Source organism: Bradyrhizobium sp. LeoB3 (assembly GCF_055456055.1).
Map to the genome: position 1 here is coordinate 1 of NZ_JBVBEF010000124.1, position 18,911 is coordinate 18,911.

Here is an 18,911-nt window from a genome sequence, read left to right on the forward strand (position 1 = left end):
AGGACAATGGAATTTCCTCTTTACGTGTCACGATCAAAACAAGACGCCGCCTCCCTCCGGAGGCGGCGTTTTTGTTTTTGCGCTAACGATGTCGGACCTTCAGTTCGGCCGTCCAATCACGGAGCTATGAACGGTGCGTGATCATTTCAGCCACGATTCGCACTTAGCGTGCCGTCCGCGAGTTCATTCGGGGTTCATGCCGATTTCCGTACCCCTTGGTTCCCTACCTTCTGCCGGCCAATAACTCGAACGAGCCCCCAAGAAACGAGGAGACTGCCATGCGTGAGATCTTCCGCCCTGCCTTTGTTGCGCTGAGTGCAGCCTGCCTCGCGCTTCCGATCGCGACGTTATCCACAACCGACGTGCTGGCACAGGCCAAGCAGCAGACGGCGCCGTCGGCCAAGCAGCCGCCGGCACAAGCCGCTCCGGCGCAGCAGGAGCCGCAGCTCAAGCAGATCGCGCTGACTGATAAGCAGATCGAAAACGCGCTTGCCGCCACAAAGGAAATGGATCCGATCACGTCCAAGCTTCCCGATGACGCGAAGCCCGATCCGAAGATCACCGCACAGCTCGATGGCATCGCCAAGAAGCACGGCTTTTCGAGCTACGACGAGTACAATACCGTCGTCGACAATATCAGCCTGGTGCTCGGCGGCTTCGATCCGCAGACCAAGAAATATGTCGGCCCCGAAGCCGTCATCAAGGCGCAGATCGCGCAGGTCCAGGCCGACAAGAAAATGTCGGCAAAGGACAAGAAGGAAGCGCTGGCCGACCTTAACGAGGCCCTGAAGTCGCCGCAGCCTGCAGTCGAGAACAAGGGCAATATCGATCTTGTGACGAAATACTACGACAAGCTTGCCGAGGTTCTCGGGGCTAGCGACCAGGAGTGACGGTGCTTGCCGCGATAAGCGGCGTTCGTCGCGCCCGTCATTCCGGGGCGCGACGAAGTCGCGAGCCCGGAATCCATTTCGCCACGCGCTATGCGGTTGGATGGATTCCGGGCTCGCGCTCCGCGCGCCCCGGAATGACAGAGCCCCGGAGCGTCTCCGGGGCTTTCGTCGTTTCTTGCCGCTCGCTCACTTACGTCCGCGTCCGCATCCGCATCATGAAGCTGTCGAAGCTCAATTCGGCGACCTGCATCCAGGCCAGCGACTCGTTGCGGTAGGCCGAAAGGCTTGCATACATCTTCTTGAAGTGCGGGTTGGTCTTGGCGAGATCGGCATAGATCTCGTTCGCGGCGTTGTAGCAGCTCTCCAGCACTTCCTGCGGGAAGGGGCGGAGCTGCGCGCCGGCGACGATCAGCCGTTTGAGCGCCGGTGGATTGACGGCGTCATATTTGCCGGTGACCCAGGTGAAGGCGTCTTCGGAAGCGGCCTGGACCGCGGCCTGATAATGCTTCGGCAGGTTGTTCCACTTGTCGAGATTCATGACGTTGTGGCCCTGGCCGGTGCCTTCCCACCAGCCGGGGTAATAATAGAACTTCGCGACCTTCACGAAGCCGAGCTTCTCGTCGTCATAGGGGCCGACCCATTCAGCAGCGTCGATAGTGCCCTTCTCAAGCGCCGGATAGATGTCTCCGCCCGCGATCTGCTGCGGCACGCCGCCGACCTTGGCGATGATGGTGCCGGCAAAGCCGCCGACGCGGAATTTGAGGCCCTGAAGGTCTGCCGTGGACTTGATCTCCTTGCGGAACCAGCCGCCCATCTGCGCGCCTGTCGAGCCGGTCGGGACGCTGGTGCAGCCATATTCCTTGAGGAGATCGTTGAGCAGGTCCTGTCCGCCGCCCCATTGCAGCCAGGAGATGTGCTGGCGCGTGTTGAGGCCGAACGGCAGCGACGTGCCGAACGTGAAGGCCGGGTTCTTGCCCCAGTAGTAATAGAGCGCGGTGTTGCCGATCTCGACCGTGCCGTTCGACACGGCATCGAGCACCTGCAGGCCGGGCACGATTTCACCGGCCGCGAACGGCTGGATCTGGAATCTGTTGTCGGTGATCTCGGCGACCCGCCTGCAGAAAAATTCGCAGCCGCCATAGAGCGTATCGAGCGCCTTCGGCCAACTCGCCGCGAGGCGCCATTTCACTTCCGGCATCGATTGCGCAACCGCGGGCGCAGCAATGGCGCTCGCGGCGAGCGAGATGCCGCCTGCCTTCAAGAACTCACGACGTTTCATTGCGTTTCCCCTCTGCTGGTGTCGATACCTCGACGAGGGACAACGATCTTGAGTGTCGTTTTTGGCTTCGTCGGTGACCGACGCTGGATTGTGGTGATTGGGTTCGCAGGCCTTCAACAGGCTCTTGTTAGCGGAATTCCGAAATTTCCGGTTCCGTCAGCGAGCATGACCGTTCGCCCAGCGATAATCAAGCGCAATGCTCTATCGCAGTTGCGAAGCGCGCGCTCAATTGTCAGGCGCGCACGCGCTCGGCGCTTGCCTTCGTCCCGCCGAACGCCGCTTCCATCGCCTTGCGCGTCTTGATCGTCTCGTTATTCGCGTCGATCTCGACATCGCTCCAGCGCACCACCGCGCCATGCGCGATATTGTTCTTCAGCTTCACGCGATGGGCGAGCCCGATCGGCAATGCGCCGGCGGCAAGGCTTGCGTGTGCCGGCATCAGCTTGCCCCACACCGTGTAGCCGCCTTCGCCATCGAGCTCCTCGCCCGCACGCAGATCGCGCTTGGCGACGGCGGCGACATCGCCGCGAAAGCCGTGCGGCTGGCCGGTCGGCTCATTGCGTAATGCTGCCGACAGGACCGAGATGTTCAGCTCCAATCCGATCAGATGATAGGGCTTGTACATCGCCGCATAGCGGCCGGAGGCGTCCGTCTTCAGCCCGTATTGCTTGAAGCAATCGGCGGCATAATCGTTCGGCGCTTCCAGCACGACATAGACGCCCCAGCGCAGGTCGCGGAAGGCCGGACGGCCGTCGCGCTCGATCGACGACACCACCTCCACCACGCCCGACTTCTCCAGCACGCCACCTTTCTCGCGCGGCCGCAAAATATGCGGGAGATCGTCGACGCCGCAGGGCGGAAACAAAAGGCCATCGGAGGGCACGTCGAGGCCGGTAGCGTTAGCAATCGCCGCCATCTCGATCGCGGACTTGGTGCCGTCGAGGAAGGAGTTGAACATCTGCGGATTCATGCCGGCGGATTGCGCCTCGCCGGCGGTGAGGCCGTAGTGGCTCCAAACGCCTTCGGGCGTCACGTCGTGATAAACAGGCAGATACTTCGTGCCCTTGCCGGCGGCAACGACACGAAAACCGGTGGCGCGTGCCCAATCGACCATTTCCGCCGTCAGTGCCGGCTGGTCGCCGTAAGCGAGCGAATAGACCACCCCGGCCTTGCGGGCCTCCTCCGCGAGCAGCGGGCCCGCCAGCACGTCGGCCTCGACGTTGACCATGACGATGTGCTTGCCGGCCGCGATCGCCGCGCGCGCGTGTCTGATGCCGACCGCCGGATTGCCGGTTGCCTCCACCACCACATCCATCGCGCCGCCGGCAATCGCCCGCGCGCCGTCATCGGTGAACGTCGTGGCCTTGATCCGATCCTCATCCCAGCCGACGGTGCGGCACGCCTCGCGCGCGCGGTCGCGGTCGAGATCGACAACGATCGGCACCTCCAATCCCGGCGTGTGCGGCACCTGTGACAAGAACATTGAGCCGAATTTTCCGGCGCCGATCAGCGCCACGCGAACCGGCTTGCCGGCGGCGGCGCGGGCTTTGAGGAGGTGGTGGAGGTTCATGGCGGGATATCCGATGATGATTGGCTTGGTCATTCCGGGGCGACGCGAAGCGTCGAGCCCGGAATCCATCGGGCCGCATGCGCGCGCGGAGAAATGGATTCCGGGCCCGCGCTTCGCGCGTCCCGGAATGACAGGAAGACTACTCCGCCGCCTGCCGCGGCGCACGCGCCAGCCGGACCAGCGCGTCGTCGGCGACCGTCTGGATCGGCGTGAAATCGCGATGGGCGATGTATTCCGGCCGCGTCGGCGTGCGGATGTAGTTCGAGACCGCGTTCAGTGTCAGGTACACGATCTTGCGCGGATAGGGTGTGATGTTGCCGCTCGATCCATGCACCAGATTGCCGTGGAACATCAGCATGCCGCCCGCCTTGCCGGTCGGCGCGACGATGCCGCCATCCTTCACCAGGCGCGTCACGGTCTCCTCGTCCAGCGTCCACAGCGGATAGGAGGTGGTCTGAAGGTCATGAGCGGCCTTGAGGTCGCCGGCATGGTGGCTCTTCGGCACCAGCATCAAGGGGCCATTGATCGGCATCACCTCGTCGAGGAAGATCGCGATGTTCATCGCGCGCGGCTCCGGCATGCCGTCGTCGCGCTTCCAGGTGCCGTAATCCTGGTGCCACTGCCAGACATCGCCGGTGAAGGCCGCCTTCGCGTTGATCTTGAACTGATGCATGTAGACCTTCTCGCCGAAGATCTGCTCGATCGGCTCGATCATGCGCGGATGTGCGCCGAGGGCGCCGAAGGCCTCGTTGTAGAGATGCGCGGCAAAGGCGGTGCGCGGCGCACCGCTCTTCTCGCGCCACACCTCGGGGCGGTTGGCGTCGTAGATACTCACCGCCTCGCGGGCGAGGAAATCCACCTCTTCCTGGCTGAACAATTCGGGCAGGAACAGCCAGCCCTCGCGGTTGAAGAATTCGATCTGCTCTGGCGTCAGTTTCATGGTGTTTCCTCCTTTTGGTTTATCGTTGATCTCTCAGTCGCCATGGCCGGCCTTGACGGAGCGTCACGCAGCGATGGTCGCTACCCTCAATCTCTCCTCCGTCATCCGTCCTGCCGTCTGCGCATGCGCTGACGCCGCGGCCTCGGCCGCCTTGCCATTGCCGGCGAAGATATGCGCGGCGATCTGCTCATGCTCGGCCCAGGCGCTTTCGCGATAATCGAGCTCGGCGAGCACGGTCGCCATCGAGCGGCGCATATGCGCCCATTGCGGCGCGATCATCTCCTCGATCGCGGGATTGCCTGACAGCAGATAGATCGCGCTGTGGAAGTCGACATCGCGCGCGATCAGTTCGGCGAGGGGCGTCTTCGCATCGATCGCGCGTCCGGCCGTCAGCGCCGCGTTCAGCCGCTCGCGGCCGGAGGCATCGGTCCTGCTGTGCCCGGCGGCAAGCTGTGCCGCCAGCGCGTCGATCGCGCCGCGGACTTCGTAGAGCTGGCGGATGCGCTGCGGATCAAGCTGGGTCACCTCGAAGCCGCGGCGGCCGCTTTCGGCGACCAATCCCTGGCGGTGCAGCAGATGCAGCGCGTGGGACACCGGCTGGCGCGACACGCCAAGCTTCTCGGCAAGCTCGTTCTGGGTGATCCGCTGCCCCGGCGGCAGCGTACGGTCAATGATCGCCTCCAGGATCCGCGCATAGACCTGGTCGATCAGGTTGGGTAGCGGCTCGAGCGGGAGCATGCCGGGCGTTTCCTTCGGAATACGGAATTCCGTATTCGGTGAAGCTAACCCCGGTCCGAGGTCCGGTCAAGGTGAAACCTGGCCGACCTGCCCCGGTCGAGCGACAGCAGCCCTATGTCGGCACTATGCATAGGGAGCCCGTGAGGAGCTTTTCCGAAAGCCTCCTCAGCGGCGGCTTCGTCTTGTCCCGAATTCACTATTGAGGACTTGGAGTCCGCGCAGAAAAAGCCTGCCAGTCTCGGTGGCGCTGAAAACGACACTCAATCGGGTCTCTGGAACTGTGCTAAATTTGCTCGATGCCGATCGGACGTCTTGATTGGCGAGGTCTCGATCGGCCGTGCTTCCCATTCTCGTGTCATCCCGTTCTTGCTTCGAAGATTCCGCCTGTCATGTCAGAGCGCCGGTTCATGCTGCAACCGACAATCAGAAACCGAATCCTTGGCATCGCCATGGGCCTCATCGTGCTGATGGCCATCATCTCGGTGTTGTCGACGGTGATGGCAAGGAGGATCGCCCACCAGCTCGATGAGCTGACGACGAAATATGTCGAAGCTTACGGTCATCTGGCGCGGATGAACGTCCGTTCGCTGGAGCAGGCATTGGCGCTCCGCAGGATGGTGATCGCAGGCATGCATTCACCGCCGGACCAGGCCGCCATGGCCGAGCAGCAGAAAGTTTACGAGGCCAAGGGTCTGCAAGTCGATCAGGAAGCGAAGACCGCGCGTGGCCTCATCAACGCGATCATCGCGGATCTTTCCACCGAATCCGACAACGCGAGGCTGGGCCGGATCGACGATCGAATTGAGACGCTGAATAACGACCTCCGCCGCTATCTGGGTGAGGAGCACAAACGGCTGCTGCCGCTGCTCGAAGCCGGCAATCTTGCCGAAGTCAATGCCAGCCTTGCTCGCACCGAAGCCCTGCGCAATGAACTCAACCAGAGAGTGGACGAGGTCCGCGGGGAGATGCTGGCGCAGGTGCGCGCGGACGCCGCGGTGACGATGAGAGATCAGCAGAGCTCGATCTTGATCTCGGTCATTCTGACAGCACTCGCCGCGATACTGGGCCTGCTGTTCTCGTTCTTCGTAAGCACCGGCATCACGCGGCCGGTCAGGCGCTTGCTGGAGGGCACCCGCGCCGTCGAAGCCGGTCGGCTCGATGGCTCGATCGACGTCACGACGCGAGACGAGATCGGCCAACTGACAACGGCGTTCAACAAGATGGTGGAGCAATTGCGCCACAAGGAGCGGATGCGTGAGACCTTCGGCAGATACATCGATCCGCGAGTCGTGGAGGGGCTGATTGAGAGACAATCATTGACCGCGACCGACGGTCAGCGCCGCATCATGACCGTGCTGTTCTGCGACATGAAGGGCTTCACCAGCCTCAGCGAAGGAATGACACCGCAGGGATTGGTCAAGGTGATGAATCACTACCTCTCGACCATGTCGGGCCCGATCCGCAGCCATCATGGGATCATCGACAAATATATCGGAGATGCGATCATGGCCTATTGGGGCCCGCCATTCAACGAGGATGCCGAACAAGCGCGGCTTGCCTGCCTTGCCGCCGTCGACATGGCCGATCGTGGTACGGCATTGCGGACGGAATTGCCCGAGCTGCTCGGTGTGCGGTCGGTACCGAGCGAGTGCGACGTTCGCATCGGCGTTGCGACCGGCGAGGTGCTGGTGGGAAGCATCGGCTCGGAATTCATGATGAGCTACACCGTCATGGGGGACGCGGTGAACCTTGCCTCGCGCCTGGAGGGCGTGAACAAGATATACGGCAGCCATGCCCTGGTTTCCGAAGCGACCGTGAAAGCGGCCGCCGATGCGATCGAGTTTCGCGAGGTCGATCGGCTGGTCGTCGTTGGCCAGACGCGGCCGGTGACGGTGTTCGAGATCATCGGGCGCAAGGGCGAGCTCAGCCCGGCACAATCGGCATTGTTGAAGCGATACTCCGAGGGACTGGCCGCTTATCGCGCCCAACGTTGGGACGAGGCGCTTGCGGCCTTCAAGGAGGCACTTGAAGCGGTTCCCGCCGACGGACCATCCATGACCTTTGTCAACCGCATCGAAGGCTTCAAGACAAATCCGCCCGCCGATGCCTGGGATGGCTCATGGTATCTCGATCACAAGTGATGCGGCTGATATGACCGACGTCATCCCGCCAGAAAATCCAGCACGATCTCGCAGTAGCGCTGCGGGGCCTGCTCGAACATCGGATGCGTCGTGCCCGGGATGATCTCGGTGCGCGAATCCTTCACATTGGCCGCCAGCGTGTGCAGTACCTTCGGCAGTGCGCCTCTGGTGTTGGCGCCGCCGATGAACAGTGTCGGTGTCCTGATCGCTTCGGCGTCCGCCTTCGAGAACGGCGGCCGCTTGTCGCGAGTCTGGCCGATCAGCGTCGTCGCGTTGTCGCGCAACGGCTCTTTCACCGCCGCCGGCAGCCGCTTCCAGGCGCCGGGGCCTTCCAGCGCGTCGATGAAGATCTGCAGCCCGCCATCGATGTCGCCCTTGGCGATGATTTCGGCGGAGGCGGCGATCCGCGCTGCCAGCGGGGAGGGGCCCGGCTTGAAGTCGGGATCGAGCGTCTCATCCAGCTCGCCGCCGGGCTCGGCCAGGATCAATTTGCGCAGCAGATCAGGCCGCCGCTGCGCGACGCGGAAGGAGACGTGTCCGCCGCGCGAGTGGCCCATCAGGCCGACCGGTTTCGGTTCGATCTGCTCGATGAAGGCGATGACGTCTTCGACGTGCTGGGCGATCGAATAGGTGTCGCCGACGCCATTCCAGCGGTCGGGGAAGAAGTGCCGGAGGCTGACCGTGATCACGCGGTGCTTGCGCGACAGAAGTCCCAGCGTCGCCGACCAGATGCGGAAATCGCAGAGCGAGCCGTGCACGCACACCAATGGCGGCCCTTCGCCCACCTCGAGATAGGCCATGTCGTATCCGTTGACGCGAAGGGTTTGCATGGGGATGCTCGCAAGTTCCCGCAGGATTCGGGTGGATAGCAACATTCTCCAAGCCTAGATTCCATTGCAAGGAGAAAGCTCGACATGTCGAATCCGCGGATATGGAGCAAGCCATGACCGACCAGCATTTTGCGATCTTCGACACCGTGATCGGTGCCTGCGGCGTAATGTGGGGCGAATACGGTATCACCGGCGTGCAACTGCCGATGGGCAGCGAGGAAAACACCCGCAAACGCATCCGGCAGCGGGGCGGCGAGGTGACGGAAGCCGCACCGCCAGTGGAAGTGAGACGCGCGATCGAAGCCATGATCGAACTGCTCGCGGGCAAGCCGAACGACCTTGCCGAGGTCGTGCTCGATCTCGACGGCGTGCCGGAGTTCAACCGCGGCGTCTACGATATCGCGCGCAGGATCCCTCCGGGCAAGACCATGACCTATGGCGAGATCGCCAAGCAGCTTGGCGGCGTCGAGCTGTCGCGCGACGTCGGCCAGGCGCTCGGCCGCAACCCCTGCCCGATCGTCGTGCCCTGCCATCGCGTGCTCGCGGCCGGCAACAAGCCCGGCGGCTTCTCGGCGAATGGCGGCGTGGTGACGAAGCTGAAGATGCTCGAGATCGAGGGCGCGATCGTCAACCACACGCCGAGCTTGTTCGATTGAGCTCTGATGGTGCCGCGGGCTCGAACACCTCTCCCATAGGGAGAGGTCGGATCGCGTCAGCGATCCGGGTGAGGGGTTCAGGTCCCTCGATAGAGCGTAGCCCCTCATCCGGCGCTACGCGCCGACCTCTCCCTATGGGAGAGGTGAGGAGAACGCGGCCGAGCCGCAGCTCCCCTCCGACAGCTACACCGCCTCGCACGCGAACCCGTCGCCGCTCCGCTTGATCTTGCCGACCGAGGGCGAGGGGAAATGCGCGGTGCAGCAGAGCGTATCGGTATCGCAATAGCGCTCCAGGAAACTGCGCCGCGTCCGCGCCGCCTGCGCCTGGTCGACGTCGAACTTCGCCGACAGTTCCGGATAATGCGTCTGCAGCGGCGAGTGCATGAGATCGCCGGAGAACACGGCGTCGTCCTTGCCGCGCCCAAGGGTGAAGGCGACGTGACCCGGCGTATGGCCGGGGGTCGGCAGGATGCGCGTATGGTCGCCGATGGCGAAATCGTCAGTCACGATCGCCTCGCGCTTTGACTCCACGATCGGCAGCACGCTGTCGACGAAGGGTGGCACCTCGCTCTTTTCGTTCTGCGCGGTCCAGTAGTCGAACTCGCCCTTGGCAAAGACGTAGCGCGCTTTTGGGAACGTCGGCACCCAGCGGCCGTTTTCCAGTCGCATGTTCCAGCCGACATGGTCGACATGCAGATGCGTGCACATCACATAGTCGATGTCTTCGACCGAGCACCCGGCCGCGGCGAGGCCGCGCATATAGGTGTCGTCGGTCTTCATGTTCCATTTCGGCCGCTGCGGGCGCGGCTTGTCGTTGCCGATACAGCTATCGATCAGGATGGTATGATGCGGCGTCTTCACGACGTAGGACTGGAAGCACAAGAGCAGCACGTCGCTATCGTCGAGCGCCTTGGCCTCGCGCATCCAGGCCCGGTTCTCGGCCAGCATGTCCGGTGTCAGGCCGGGCAGCATGTCCAGCGCCGGCAGGAATGCTGTCTCCTGCTCGATGATGCGGTGGATGGTGAGGTCGCCGATCGAGAAGATGAGGCTCATGGCAGACTCCGCTTCAGGCTGGCGGCGGCACCGAGATCTTGACTGATGGCCGTTCCAGCATCTTCTGGTTGAACGTATCAAGCTTCGGATAGGCCTTGCGCCAGCCGCAGTCGGAGAAGCGGAGGTCGGCATAGCCGAGCACGCAAACCAGTCCGATCTGCGCAACGTTGAACGGCCCGGAAAGCACATCCTCCCGCTGCTCGAACCGCGCCATGCCGGCCCAGGCCCGGTTCCAGTGGTCGTCATACCAGGCCTGCCACTGCAAGCCCTGCGGCCGCACCATCTTCTCGTACCGGCACAACAGCATGGAATCGAGCATGCCCTGCAGCAGCGAGTGGTCGGTTTTCGCCTTCCAACGCGCCGGTCCGGAGGCCGGAATCAATTTGCCGCCGCCGGCGAGATCGTCGAGATATTCGACGATGACGTAGGAATCGAGGATGACGTCGCCGTCATCGAGGATCAGGACCGGCAGTTTCTTCAGCGGGTTGATGTCGCGCGTGTAGGCATCGTTCGCGGTGCCTGGCGCGACCGTGGTGGGCACCAGTTCGATCTTGTCGATCAGCCCGGTCTCGATCGCAGCAATGCGCACTTTGCGGGCAAATGGCGAGGCGGGCGAGAAGCTAAGCTTCATCTGGGTGAATTCCCTCGGGAGTTCTGTTTCGCCGTCATGCCCGGGCTTGTCCCGGGCATCCACGTCCTCGAAGCGACAAGCGTGGATGGCCGGGACAAGCCCGGCCATGACGAGCTAGCGCCCACCGGTGAAGCGCCGCATTACGCCGCGACAATCTCCTGGCGCTGCTCGCCCAGGCTCTCGATGCCCAGCGTCACGACGTCGCCGACATTGAGGTACTGCGGCGGCTTCATGCCGGTGCCGACGCCGGGCGGGGTGCCGGTCGTGACGATGTCGCCGGGCAACAGCGTCATGAACTGCGAGACGTAGGAGATGCACTTGGCCATCGAGAAGATCATGGTCGAGGTCGAACCGGTCTGGCGGCGTTGGCCGTTGACGTCGAGCCACATCGAGAGGCTCTGCACGTTCGGAACCTCGTCCTTGGTGACGAGCCAGGGGCCGAGCGGGCCGAAGGTGTCGTGCGACTTGCCCTTGGTCCACTGTCCCAGACGCTCGATCTGGAAATTGCGCTCCGACACGTCATTGCAGACGCAATAGCCGGCGACATGGTTGAGCGCGTCGGCCTCGGAGACATATTTGGCGCGGGTGCTGATGATAGCGGCGATCTCCACTTCCCAATCGAGCTTGGTCGAGCCGCGCGGCTTCTCCACGGCGTCGTTCGGGCCGGAGAGGGCGGTGTTGGCTTTCAGGAAGAAGATCGGCTCGGACGGAATGGGATTGCCGGTTTCCTTGGCATGGTCGGTGTAGTTCAGCCCGATGGCGACGAATTTCGAGATTCCGGTGACCGGCGCGCCGAAGCGCGGGTTGCCGGGAACAGCAGGCAGCTTGGACGGATCGAGCGCGGCCAGCTTGGCCAGGGATTCCGGCGAATAAGCCTCGCCGGTGAGGTCCTTCAGATGCGCCGACAGGTCGCGCAACTGGCCGGATTTATCGATCAGGCCGGGCTTTTCCTCACCCTTCGCGCCGTAACGAACAAGCTTCATTTTTGATCACTCCCTACAGGGTTTTTGGAATTCACGGACTTAGGACGCTTCATGGAGCAGCGCGGGGCGAAATTCAACTGCCGAAAGCGCGGGGCGGGTAGGTGGGGTGGGCAAAGGCGCACTTACCATCAAACGCATCGCTCGCAATGGTGGGCACGCTACGGCGGACAAGCCGCTTTGCCGACCCTTACTAATTGTCCAGCGCCATGAACTTGAAGGCCTCCCCCTCGCGCTTGATGTGACCGGCGGTGAAATGGCCGCCGATCACCAGCGTCGGCGTATCGGCAAAGCGGGAGAACAATTCGCGCCGCGTCGCCGCCGATTGCTTATGGTCCGAATCCGCCGTCGAGGACCAGTCCGGATGGGCCATCTGGCAGGGATGGTGGGCGACGTCGCCGGTGAGCAGCCCTTCCTCGCCGTCGGAGCGGATGTGGATGCTCATATGGCCCGGGCTGTGGCCGGGCGTCGGGATCAGCGTGATCTCCTCCGTCAGGCGGTGGTCGGAGGGCACGAGGTCGGCCCTGTCGGCATCCGCGATCGGCTTCACGGAATCGGTGAACACCGCGATGTGGTCAGGCGATTTGCCGTGCTCGCGCCAATGCTCGAATTCGGTCTGGCCGAATACGTAGCGGGCCTTGGGAAAGGTCGGCACCCATTGGCCGTCGACGAGCTTCGTGTTCCAGCCGACATGGTCGACATGCAGGTGCGTGCACAGCACGGTGTCGATGCTATCGGGGGGAAAGCCCGCCGCGGTTAACGTCTCCAGGAAGGGATGCTTGCGGTTGTTCCAGCTCGGCACGTTGCGACCCTGCTTGTCGTTGCCGAGCCCGGTGTCGACGATGATCCGTCGTGTCGGCGTCTCCACCAGCAGCGAATGGATCGACATTTTCAGCCGGCCTTCGTCGGTGGCGAAATGCGGAATGAGCCATGGCAGCTTCTGGACTTCCTCGTTGGTCGCGAGCGGCAGGATGAAACGGGTATGCCCGACCGTCTCCAATTCGACGACCTTGGTGATCTTGACCCTGCCTACTTTCCACTCCATCGGCGGCTTCCTTATTGAAATGCTTGTTATCGCGAAGATGCTGGTTTCCGCTTGCCCGCGCAATGGATCATCTCGGATGATCCGGCGTTATCGGATCGCGAGAACGGGAGCGCGCAATGGCCGAACTGTCGATATCGACCGATAAAGTCGGTTTTTTGATCGAGAAAGCGCGGGAATTCGATGTCAAGGAAGCGGCATCCGACCCGGATTCCGGCTCGAATGCCACTGACGACGAGATGATCGATGTGCTGGAAGATGATGGCCAGGATCCGGTCGAGCGGGAAATCAGGGGCTTCATCCGCGCTCTTTCCGAAGACGAGCAGATCGACCTCGTCGCCCTGATGCGGCTTGGGCGCGGCGATCGCCCGATCGAGGAATGGGACGATCTGCGGCGAGAGGCCGCCGATCAATATAACGGACGCACCGCGCGCTATCTGCTCGGCGAACCCATGCTGGGCGATCTGTTGGCCGAGGGACTCGAGCAGTTCGATCGTCCCTGGACCGACGAGCGCACTTCGGCGGAATCATCCAGCGAGAGTGAGCGGTCGGTCAACGAGCGCAATCAACGATAACGGTGCCGAGCTTGTCGCCCTTCTCAACCGCCAGATGAGCCTGCGCCGTTTCCGACAACGCAAACTGGCCGGCGATGTTGTGCAGGCGGGGTCCGGTCGCGAGCCATTTCGTGATGTCGGCCTGCGCCGCGGCGAGCAAGGGCAGTGGTAACGCAAACAGCACCAGCGCGCGCAAGGCGATGCATTTCTCCATCAATTCGCGCATCGGCACGACGGGGTTGCGATTGCCGTTGGTGGCGTAGACGGCGATCGTGGAATTGACCGCCATCAGCTTCAGCGTAGCAGCGAGATTGCCGCCGAAATCGACATCGACCACGCGATCGACGCCGCGTTGATGGGTGAATGCCATGGCCTTCGCAACGACGTCTTCCTCCTTGTAGTTGATCACGAGATCGGCGCCCGCCCGGCGCGCCTGCTCGGCCTTGTGCGGTGAGCTGACGGTTGCGATCACCTCGGCGCCGCCCCATTTCGCCAATTGCACGGCATAGTGGCCGACTGCGCCGGCGCCGCCGGTAACCAGCACGGTCTTGCCCACGATCGGCCCGTCCGCGAACAGACAGCACCACGCGGTCATGCCGGGGATGCCGAGGGTGGCGCCTTCCGCGAAGGTGAGGTTGTCCGGCAGCGGCGTCACGAGGTGCTCGGCGAGCGTGATATATTCCGCGGCGGTGCCAAAGGCGCGACCGTTGCGCTGGCCGTTGAACAGCCAGACCCGGTCACCGACATTGAACCGCTTCACGCCGTCGCCGACCTGATCGATGATCCCCGCACCATCGCTGTTCGGGATCACGCGCGAATATTCCATCGCTCGATAATTGCCGCCGCGGCGGCCGACATCGGCGGGATTGACGCCGGAAGCTTCCAGGCGGATGCGCACTTCGCCCGCACCCGCCGCCGGCGTCGGTACTTCGCCGAAAGTCAGGACCTCCGCCGCCGGTCCCGTCCGCTCATACCAGACCGCTCTCACAGCGTGCCCATCCTCACAGCGCGCCCGGGAAGGCGCCGCCGTCGAGCAGGATGTTCTGGCCGGTGATGAAGCCGGCCTTGGCGCCGCACAGGAACGCACAGGCGTAGCCGAACTCTTCGGGATCACCGAAGCGACCGGCGGGATTGAGCTTGGCGCGCTCGGTCAGCACTTGCTGGGGCGTGATGCCGCGCTTCTCGGCTTCCGGTTTCGCAGTGCCGAGCAGGCGATCGGTCTCGAACGGCCCCGGCAGCAGCGCATTGATGGTAACGTTGTTGATGACGGTCTTGCGCGAGAGGCCCGCGACGAAGCCGGTGAGGCCGGCGCGCGCACCGTTGGAAAGTCCCAAAATCTCGATCGGCGCCTTCACCGCGGCGGAGGTGATGTTGACGATGCGGCCGAATTTCCGTGCCATCATGCCGTCGACGGTGGCCTTGATCAGCTCGATCGGGGTCAGCATGTTGGCGTCGATCGCCTTGATCCAGTCGTCGCGGGTCCAGTTGCGGAAATCGCCGGGCGGCGGACCGCCGGCATTGTTGATCAGGATGTCCGGCTCCGGGCAGACCTTCAGCACGGCCTCGCGGCCCGCGGGCGTCGTGATGTCACCGACGATCTCGGTGACGGTGACGTCGGGATGCGCTTTGCGGATCTCGTCGGCGGTCTTCTTCAGCGCGTCCGCGCCGCGCGCCGTCAAGGTGACATGGACCCCCTCATTGGCAAGCGCGATGGCGCAGGCGCGGCCCAGACCCTTGCTTGAGGCGCAAACGATGGCACGGCGGCCTTTGATCCCAAGATCCACTGTTTCACTCCCGTGATGTCAGGTGGTTTCTAAAATGTTCGACGCTGGCCACTTTAGCCAACGCCGCGCGGCCTGATAAGTCCTGCGGCGTTGCATGGGCCGAAATCGTAGGTATCAATGCGCGCATATCAGGTTCTAGGAAACGTACCCATGTCCGATCTGTTCGATGTGAGCCAGGAAACCATCTTGATCACCGGCGCGAGCCAGGGGCTGGGGCGGCAATTCGCCCGCGTCCTTTCCGGGCATGGCGCCGCCGTCGTCCTGGCGGCGCGGCAGACCGGCAAGCTGAAGAGCCTGGAGGAGGAGATCAGGGGCAAGGGCGGCCGCGCGAGCGCGGTGCAGATGGACGTCACCGACATCGCCAGCATCGGCAAAGCGCTGGACGCAGCGGAAGCCGCCTTCGGCCCGGTCAGCGTGCTCATCAACAATGCCGGCATCGCCATCGAGAAATTGTCGACCGAGCAGACCGAGGCGGATTGGGACGCCGTGATCAACGCCAATCTCAAGGGCGCCTATTTCCTGGCGACCGAACTGGCGCGGCGCATGATCGCGCGCAAGCAGGAGGGCAACATCGTCAACATCGCTTCCGTGCTCGGCTTCGGTGTGATGAAATTCCTCTCGCCCTACACGGTCTCGAAGGCCGGCATCATCCAGGCCACCAAGGTGATGGCGCTGGAGCTCGCCGGCAACAACATCCGCGTCAACGCGCTGGCGCCCGGCTATATCGACACCGAGATGAACCACGATTTCTGGGCCACGCCCGCCGGCGAGAAGCTGACAAAGCGGATTCCGCAGCGCCGGGTCGGGGCCGAATCCGACCTCGACGGCGCGATCCTGCTGCTGGCCTCAAAAGCCTCGCGCTACATGACCGGCACTGTGGTGACGGTCGACGGCGGGTTCTTGCTGAACTGAGCCATCATCCGTAGCCCGGGTGAAGCGCAGCGTAACCCGGGAATCTTCGCGGGCAGGCTCCGGGTTTCGCTGCGCTTCACCTGGCCGCCCCCTGTTTCTCTTGGTCCAAGGCTCTGTCCGAGGCTCTGTCCAAGGCTCCACTTTTGCGACCTTTCCGGCAAGGGAGGTTCCAAACGTCCGATTCGCGCACGAATCCCGTCAATCTGGCCGTCACAAACCTCAAAAAACCTGTGCCTAAGGGCTTTCCAAAGCGGATCAGCATTGATACATACGCCTCGCGCCCGGTTGCCCTCGGCCCCGGGTCGCCTTCTCAGGAAGTTTTCGAACGGATCGAGCGGCGCCCTTCCAAGCGTTGTCCGCCTCACGTTCGGCCTCTCTCCATGCAAGGCGGAAATCCGGTTTAACGCGGGGTGGAGCAGCCCGGTAGCTCGTCAGGCTCATAACCTGAAGGTCATAGGTTCAAATCCTATCCCCGCAACCATCTCAAATTGCGAAACCCCAGCCCCAGTGGCTGGGGTCTTCGTTTTGAGGGCAATTGCCAGGATTCCCGCCAGATCGCCTCGGACGTCGATCTTCAGTTCCTCGTCCCCGGGCGTGAGGACGATCTCCTTCACGAGAGAACGCAGGACCTCCCCGGCTTTTAGCCGGGTTGCCTCGGTATCAGCCTGCAGCGCCTCATGGAGCGCCCTGACTTGTTCTCGATAGAAAGTTGCCATCTCGGGGTGCAGCAGCGGTGGCGGCTCATCCGCGTCAACCAATACCTGTTCGAGCTCGGCCTTACGGTTCTCAAGCTGAACCATCTTTGAATTGATCCTATCGGCAACACCACCTTTGAGGATCAAGTTCAGCAGGGTATCGAGTTCGCGATCTATCCGTTTGATCTCGGACCGAGCAGCCTCGATCGATGCCGAGCCCTCCATCCGAAGACGATTCATCTCGCGCGTGAATTCGTCGCAGAACTCCCTAAACAAAGCGGGGTCCATTAGGTGGTATCGCAGCGCATTCAGCACACGTAGCTCCAAGTGCTCGCGCTGAATACTTCTTCGATTATCGCAAGTTCCCTTATTTCTCGCGGTAGAGCAGCCGATAAGATCGGCCGAGATCATGGCGTATCCACCACGGCAGCAGGCGCACTTTATCAGACCAGAGAATAGGTATTTTGGGCGGCGACGGTCACGGAAACTGTTTTGCACTTCGTTGCCGTTGTCATCGCGCTTGGTCTTGATCGCCGCTTGCCGTGCCTTTGTGGCGCTCCAGAGCGCATCATCCACGATGCGCAACTCTGGTGCTTCTTGAATGACCCATTCGGCTGCCGGGTTTAGACGTGCCTGACGCTTGCCAGTTTCGGGGTCTTTGACGAATCGTTGCCGATTCCAAACGATCCGGCCGACGTACATTTCGTTGTTCAAAATGCCATTGCCGCGCTTGGTGTTACCGTTGATAGTGCTGAAACCCCAATCGCCACCGCCGGGCGCCGCAATACCATCCTTATTTAGCTCCATAGCGATGCGTTTCGCTGACTTGCCTACGACATAGTCGCGAAAGATCCGGCGCACTACCTCGGCTTCCGAAGCATTAATCGTGCGATCGCCGCGTATCGGCTCGCCGTGTTCATTGAATTGCTTCACAACGTCATAGCCGTAGGAGTTGCCACCGCCAGATTTGCCGAGTGCCACGCGTCCTCGCTGACCTCGGCGCGTCTTGTCGGCGAGATCCTTGAGGAAGAGGGCATTCATGGTGCCCTTGAGACCGACATGCAGATGTGTGACCTCGCCCTCAGATAGAGTGACGATCTTCACGTTTGCGTAGTCCATACGCTTGAAAACGCCAGCGATGTCTTCCTGATCACGTGAGAGGCGATCCATCGCCTCCGCCAATACCACTTGAAAACGCCCACGCAGGGCGTCGGCAATGAGCGCTTGAACGCCGGCGCGCAGAAGAGACGCACCGGAAATCGCGTGGTCGGAGTACTCCTCAACAACTCGCCAACCCTGCTTCTCGGCATAGGCACGGCATACGCGAAATTGGTCCGCGATCGATGCATCGCGCTGGTTATCGCTGGAGTAGCGGGCGTAAAGCGCGACTTTCATCAAACGGTCTCCGGCAAAGTCAGGAGCGTTTCGACAATCGCTCCTTGTTAGCTTGTTCGTACCAGCGCCGCGCTGCGCGGCGAGCCAGTAAACGCACGAATTCGATGAGACGTGGGTCGGGTACGTTGCCGTTCCGCAGCGCAAGCGTCAACTCCGGTTCGTTGCACATTTCGCAATCTTTGTGCTTGTGAGCGCCGGAGTCTTTCATCGCAATGCCATGGACGGTCGATCATGCCGGGATAATCCCGAGCGCCGTCAGCTTTACGATAGGCAACAATAATAGAAACTCGATGCCAGGCCCTGGATACAGCGGGTATGTTCGATCGGGCGATTTCTGGCCCTCGCGTGTCGGATCGCATCTTCGCGTCGTACGAATACTTGCGCGCTTCGGCTTGATTAGAAAATAACTGCTTCATCAAATCGTGCCGCAGGCAATGCAGTTCAACTCGGCTGAATGAAAGCTCGCCATAACGATGCAAGACTTGCGTGCGCCATATCGACGGAAGCTTGGGTTCATCTTCCCTGGCCGATAATTGTCTAGAGCCATAACCATTTGAATTTGAAACCACTTTTGTCGGCGATTGCTGCCGATACCAGCACAAATACCAGCAGGATGCGGACGGCATTAGCTCGCAAAGAACAGCAAGCGATCTGCGCCGGCACGGTCCGTGCTCAACAATCGCCCGACTGGAATCGAACCGGGCTCAAACTCGAAACCTTTGCAGGAGGCAGGCGAGCGTTTACTCAGCGGCTTTCAGTCTTTCGAAGTGGAGTAATCGAAATCGGGAGTTTGACTCCCACTCTCTCCGCCATCATTTTCC

18 protein-coding genes and 1 tRNA gene are annotated in these 18,911 nt (G+C 62.2%); 7 read left to right on the forward strand and 12 right to left on the reverse strand.

All coding sequences use genetic code 11. From position 1 onward, the window contains the following. The first annotated feature begins 278 nt into the window (after positions 1–278). Positions 279–890, forward strand: coding sequence for a hypothetical protein (locus ACZXDY_RS40130; RefSeq protein ID WP_464349301.1), 612 nt, complete (start codon positions 279–281; stop codon positions 888–890). A gap of 190 nt (positions 891–1,080) precedes the next feature. Here ACZXDY_RS40130 and ACZXDY_RS40135 read toward each other — a convergent pair whose 3' ends face one another. The 4 genes from ACZXDY_RS40135 to ACZXDY_RS40150 all read right to left on the reverse strand — a co-directional run bounded on the left by ACZXDY_RS40135 (position 1,081) and on the right by ACZXDY_RS40150 (position 5,417). Next, entirely contained in the window at positions 1,081–2,169 is a 1,089-nt protein-coding gene (locus tag ACZXDY_RS40135) for a TRAP transporter substrate-binding protein (protein ID WP_028168996.1), read from the reverse strand. A 232-nt stretch (positions 2,170–2,401) separates the two neighbouring features. Further along, complete coding sequence (locus ACZXDY_RS40140) at positions 2,402–3,739, reverse strand: NAD(P)H-dependent oxidoreductase (protein ID WP_464349302.1); 1,338 nt, start codon at positions 3,737–3,739, stop codon at positions 2,402–2,404. 139 nt (positions 3,740–3,878) lie between these two features. Further along, positions 3,879–4,679 (reverse strand): phytanoyl-CoA dioxygenase family protein, encoded by an 801-nt coding sequence (locus tag ACZXDY_RS40145; RefSeq protein ID WP_464349303.1) that lies wholly within the window; start codon positions 4,677–4,679, stop codon positions 3,879–3,881. Between the two features lie 63 nt (positions 4,680–4,742). After that, positions 4,743–5,417 carry a GntR family transcriptional regulator gene (locus ACZXDY_RS40150; RefSeq protein ID WP_464349304.1) on the reverse strand — a complete coding sequence of 225 codons (675 nt, stop codon included), beginning with the start codon at positions 5,415–5,417 and terminating at the stop codon, positions 4,743–4,745. Between the two features lie 407 nt (positions 5,418–5,824). On the opposite strand from ACZXDY_RS40150, the gene ACZXDY_RS40155 reads away from it, so the two are divergent. Continuing rightward, on the forward strand, positions 5,825–7,558 hold the full coding sequence (locus tag ACZXDY_RS40155; protein ID WP_464349305.1) for an adenylate/guanylate cyclase domain-containing protein: 1,734 nt from the start codon (positions 5,825–5,827) through the stop codon (positions 7,556–7,558). A 20-nt stretch (positions 7,559–7,578) separates the two neighbouring features. Here the strand turns inward: ACZXDY_RS40155 and ACZXDY_RS40160 are convergent, their stop codons facing one another. After that, positions 7,579–8,388 (reverse strand): alpha/beta fold hydrolase, encoded by an 810-nt coding sequence (locus ACZXDY_RS40160; RefSeq protein ID WP_464349306.1) that lies wholly within the window; start codon positions 8,386–8,388, stop codon positions 7,579–7,581. A gap of 113 nt (positions 8,389–8,501) precedes the next feature. Here ACZXDY_RS40160 and ACZXDY_RS40165 point away from each other — a divergent pair, with 113 nt between their 5' ends. After that, the gene (locus tag ACZXDY_RS40165; protein ID WP_464349307.1) at positions 8,502–9,044 is read left to right on the forward strand and encodes a methylated-DNA--[protein]-cysteine S-methyltransferase; all 543 of its coding nucleotides are present in this window, start codon (positions 8,502–8,504) and stop codon (positions 9,042–9,044) included. Positions 9,045–9,227: 183 nt separating this feature from the next. On the opposite strand, the gene ACZXDY_RS40170 is transcribed toward ACZXDY_RS40165, so the two are convergent. The 4 genes from ACZXDY_RS40170 to ACZXDY_RS40185 all read right to left on the reverse strand — a co-directional run bounded on the left by ACZXDY_RS40170 (position 9,228) and on the right by ACZXDY_RS40185 (position 12,753). Next, the gene (locus tag ACZXDY_RS40170; protein ID WP_464349308.1) at positions 9,228–10,097 is read right to left on the reverse strand and encodes an MBL fold metallo-hydrolase; all 870 of its coding nucleotides are present in this window, start codon (positions 10,095–10,097) and stop codon (positions 9,228–9,230) included. Positions 10,098–10,110: 13 nt separating this feature from the next. Next, complete coding sequence (locus ACZXDY_RS40175; RefSeq protein WP_464349309.1) at positions 10,111–10,728, reverse strand: glutathione S-transferase family protein; 618 nt, start codon at positions 10,726–10,728, stop codon at positions 10,111–10,113. A gap of 140 nt (positions 10,729–10,868) precedes the next feature. Further along, on the reverse strand, positions 10,869–11,711 hold the full coding sequence (locus tag ACZXDY_RS40180; RefSeq protein WP_464349310.1) for a fumarylacetoacetate hydrolase family protein: 843 nt from the start codon (positions 11,709–11,711) through the stop codon (positions 10,869–10,871). A 190-nt stretch (positions 11,712–11,901) separates the two neighbouring features. Then, positions 11,902–12,753 carry an MBL fold metallo-hydrolase gene (locus tag ACZXDY_RS40185; protein WP_464349311.1) on the reverse strand — a complete coding sequence of 284 codons (852 nt, stop codon included), beginning with the start codon at positions 12,751–12,753 and terminating at the stop codon, positions 11,902–11,904. 116 nt (positions 12,754–12,869) lie between these two features. Here ACZXDY_RS40185 and ACZXDY_RS40190 point away from each other — a divergent pair, with 116 nt between their 5' ends. Then, positions 12,870–13,325, forward strand: a complete 456-nt coding sequence (locus ACZXDY_RS40190) for a DUF3775 domain-containing protein (RefSeq protein ID WP_464349312.1) — start codon at positions 12,870–12,872, stop codon at positions 13,323–13,325. Here the strand turns inward: ACZXDY_RS40190 and ACZXDY_RS40195 are convergent. Both ACZXDY_RS40195 and ACZXDY_RS40200 read right to left on the reverse strand, forming a co-directional pair. Next, the gene (locus ACZXDY_RS40195; protein WP_464349313.1) at positions 13,303–14,292 is read right to left on the reverse strand and encodes an NADPH:quinone reductase; all 990 of its coding nucleotides are present in this window, start codon (positions 14,290–14,292) and stop codon (positions 13,303–13,305) included. The two genes, ACZXDY_RS40190 and ACZXDY_RS40195, sit on opposite strands and share 23 nt — an antisense overlap. A 13-nt stretch (positions 14,293–14,305) precedes the next feature. Beyond that, positions 14,306–15,088, reverse strand: coding sequence for an SDR family oxidoreductase (locus tag ACZXDY_RS40200; RefSeq protein WP_464349314.1), 783 nt, complete (start codon positions 15,086–15,088; stop codon positions 14,306–14,308). A 150-nt stretch (positions 15,089–15,238) separates the two neighbouring features. Here ACZXDY_RS40200 and ACZXDY_RS40205 point away from each other — a divergent pair, with 150 nt between their 5' ends. Beyond that, positions 15,239–16,000 (forward strand): SDR family NAD(P)-dependent oxidoreductase, encoded by a 762-nt coding sequence (locus ACZXDY_RS40205; protein WP_464349315.1) that lies wholly within the window; start codon positions 15,239–15,241, stop codon positions 15,998–16,000. Positions 16,001–16,404: 404 nt separating this feature from the next. Beyond that, positions 16,405–16,481 (forward strand) — tRNA-Met (locus tag ACZXDY_RS40210). On the opposite strand, the gene ACZXDY_RS40215 is transcribed toward ACZXDY_RS40210, so the two are convergent. Further along, entirely contained in the window at positions 16,438–18,090 is a 1,653-nt protein-coding gene (locus tag ACZXDY_RS40215; protein WP_464349317.1) for a recombinase family protein, read from the reverse strand. The two genes, ACZXDY_RS40210 and ACZXDY_RS40215, sit on opposite strands and share 44 nt — an antisense overlap. Before the next feature lie 553 nt (positions 18,091–18,643). Between ACZXDY_RS40215 and ACZXDY_RS40220 the strand changes: the two genes are divergently transcribed. Then, the coding region (locus ACZXDY_RS40220; protein ID WP_464349316.1) for a hypothetical protein at positions 18,644–18,911 on the forward strand (268 nt) is incomplete at its 3' end.

What these genes read in the sequence shown, in the direction of transcription:
- ACZXDY_RS40160 (WP_464349306.1), bottom strand. Translation starts at nt 8,388, where the DNA reads ATGCAAACCCTTCGCGTCAACGGATACGACATGGCCTATCTCGAGGTG.
- ACZXDY_RS40190 (WP_464349312.1), top strand. Translation starts at nt 12,870, where the DNA reads ATGGCCGAACTGTCGATATCGACCGATAAAGTCGGTTTTTTGATCGAG.
- ACZXDY_RS40155 (WP_464349305.1), top strand. Translation starts at nt 5,825, where the DNA reads ATGCTGCAACCGACAATCAGAAACCGAATCCTTGGCATCGCCATGGGC.
- ACZXDY_RS40165 (WP_464349307.1), top strand. Translation starts at nt 8,502, where the DNA reads ATGACCGACCAGCATTTTGCGATCTTCGACACCGTGATCGGTGCCTGC.
- ACZXDY_RS40205 (WP_464349315.1), top strand. Translation starts at nt 15,239, where the DNA reads ATGTCCGATCTGTTCGATGTGAGCCAGGAAACCATCTTGATCACCGGC.
- ACZXDY_RS40130 (WP_464349301.1), top strand. Translation starts at nt 279, where the DNA reads ATGCGTGAGATCTTCCGCCCTGCCTTTGTTGCGCTGAGTGCAGCCTGC.
- ACZXDY_RS40150 (WP_464349304.1), bottom strand. Translation starts at nt 5,417, where the DNA reads ATGCTCCCGCTCGAGCCGCTACCCAACCTGATCGACCAGGTCTATGCG.
- ACZXDY_RS40185 (WP_464349311.1), bottom strand. Translation starts at nt 12,753, where the DNA reads ATGGAGTGGAAAGTAGGCAGGGTCAAGATCACCAAGGTCGTCGAATTG.
- ACZXDY_RS40140 (WP_464349302.1), bottom strand. Translation starts at nt 3,739, where the DNA reads ATGAACCTCCACCACCTCCTCAAAGCCCGCGCCGCCGCCGGCAAGCCG.
- ACZXDY_RS40175 (WP_464349309.1), bottom strand. Translation starts at nt 10,728, where the DNA reads ATGAAGCTTAGCTTCTCGCCCGCCTCGCCATTTGCCCGCAAAGTGCGC.
- ACZXDY_RS40215 (WP_464349317.1), bottom strand. Translation starts at nt 18,090, where the DNA reads ATGAAAGTCGCGCTTTACGCCCGCTACTCCAGCGATAACCAGCGCGAT.
- ACZXDY_RS40170 (WP_464349308.1), bottom strand. Translation starts at nt 10,097, where the DNA reads ATGAGCCTCATCTTCTCGATCGGCGACCTCACCATCCACCGCATCATC.
- ACZXDY_RS40180 (WP_464349310.1), bottom strand. Translation starts at nt 11,711, where the DNA reads ATGAAGCTTGTTCGTTACGGCGCGAAGGGTGAGGAAAAGCCCGGCCTG.
- ACZXDY_RS40145 (WP_464349303.1), bottom strand. Translation starts at nt 4,679, where the DNA reads ATGAAACTGACGCCAGAGCAGATCGAATTCTTCAACCGCGAGGGCTGG.
- ACZXDY_RS40135 (WP_028168996.1), bottom strand. Translation starts at nt 2,169, where the DNA reads ATGAAACGTCGTGAGTTCTTGAAGGCAGGCGGCATCTCGCTCGCCGCG.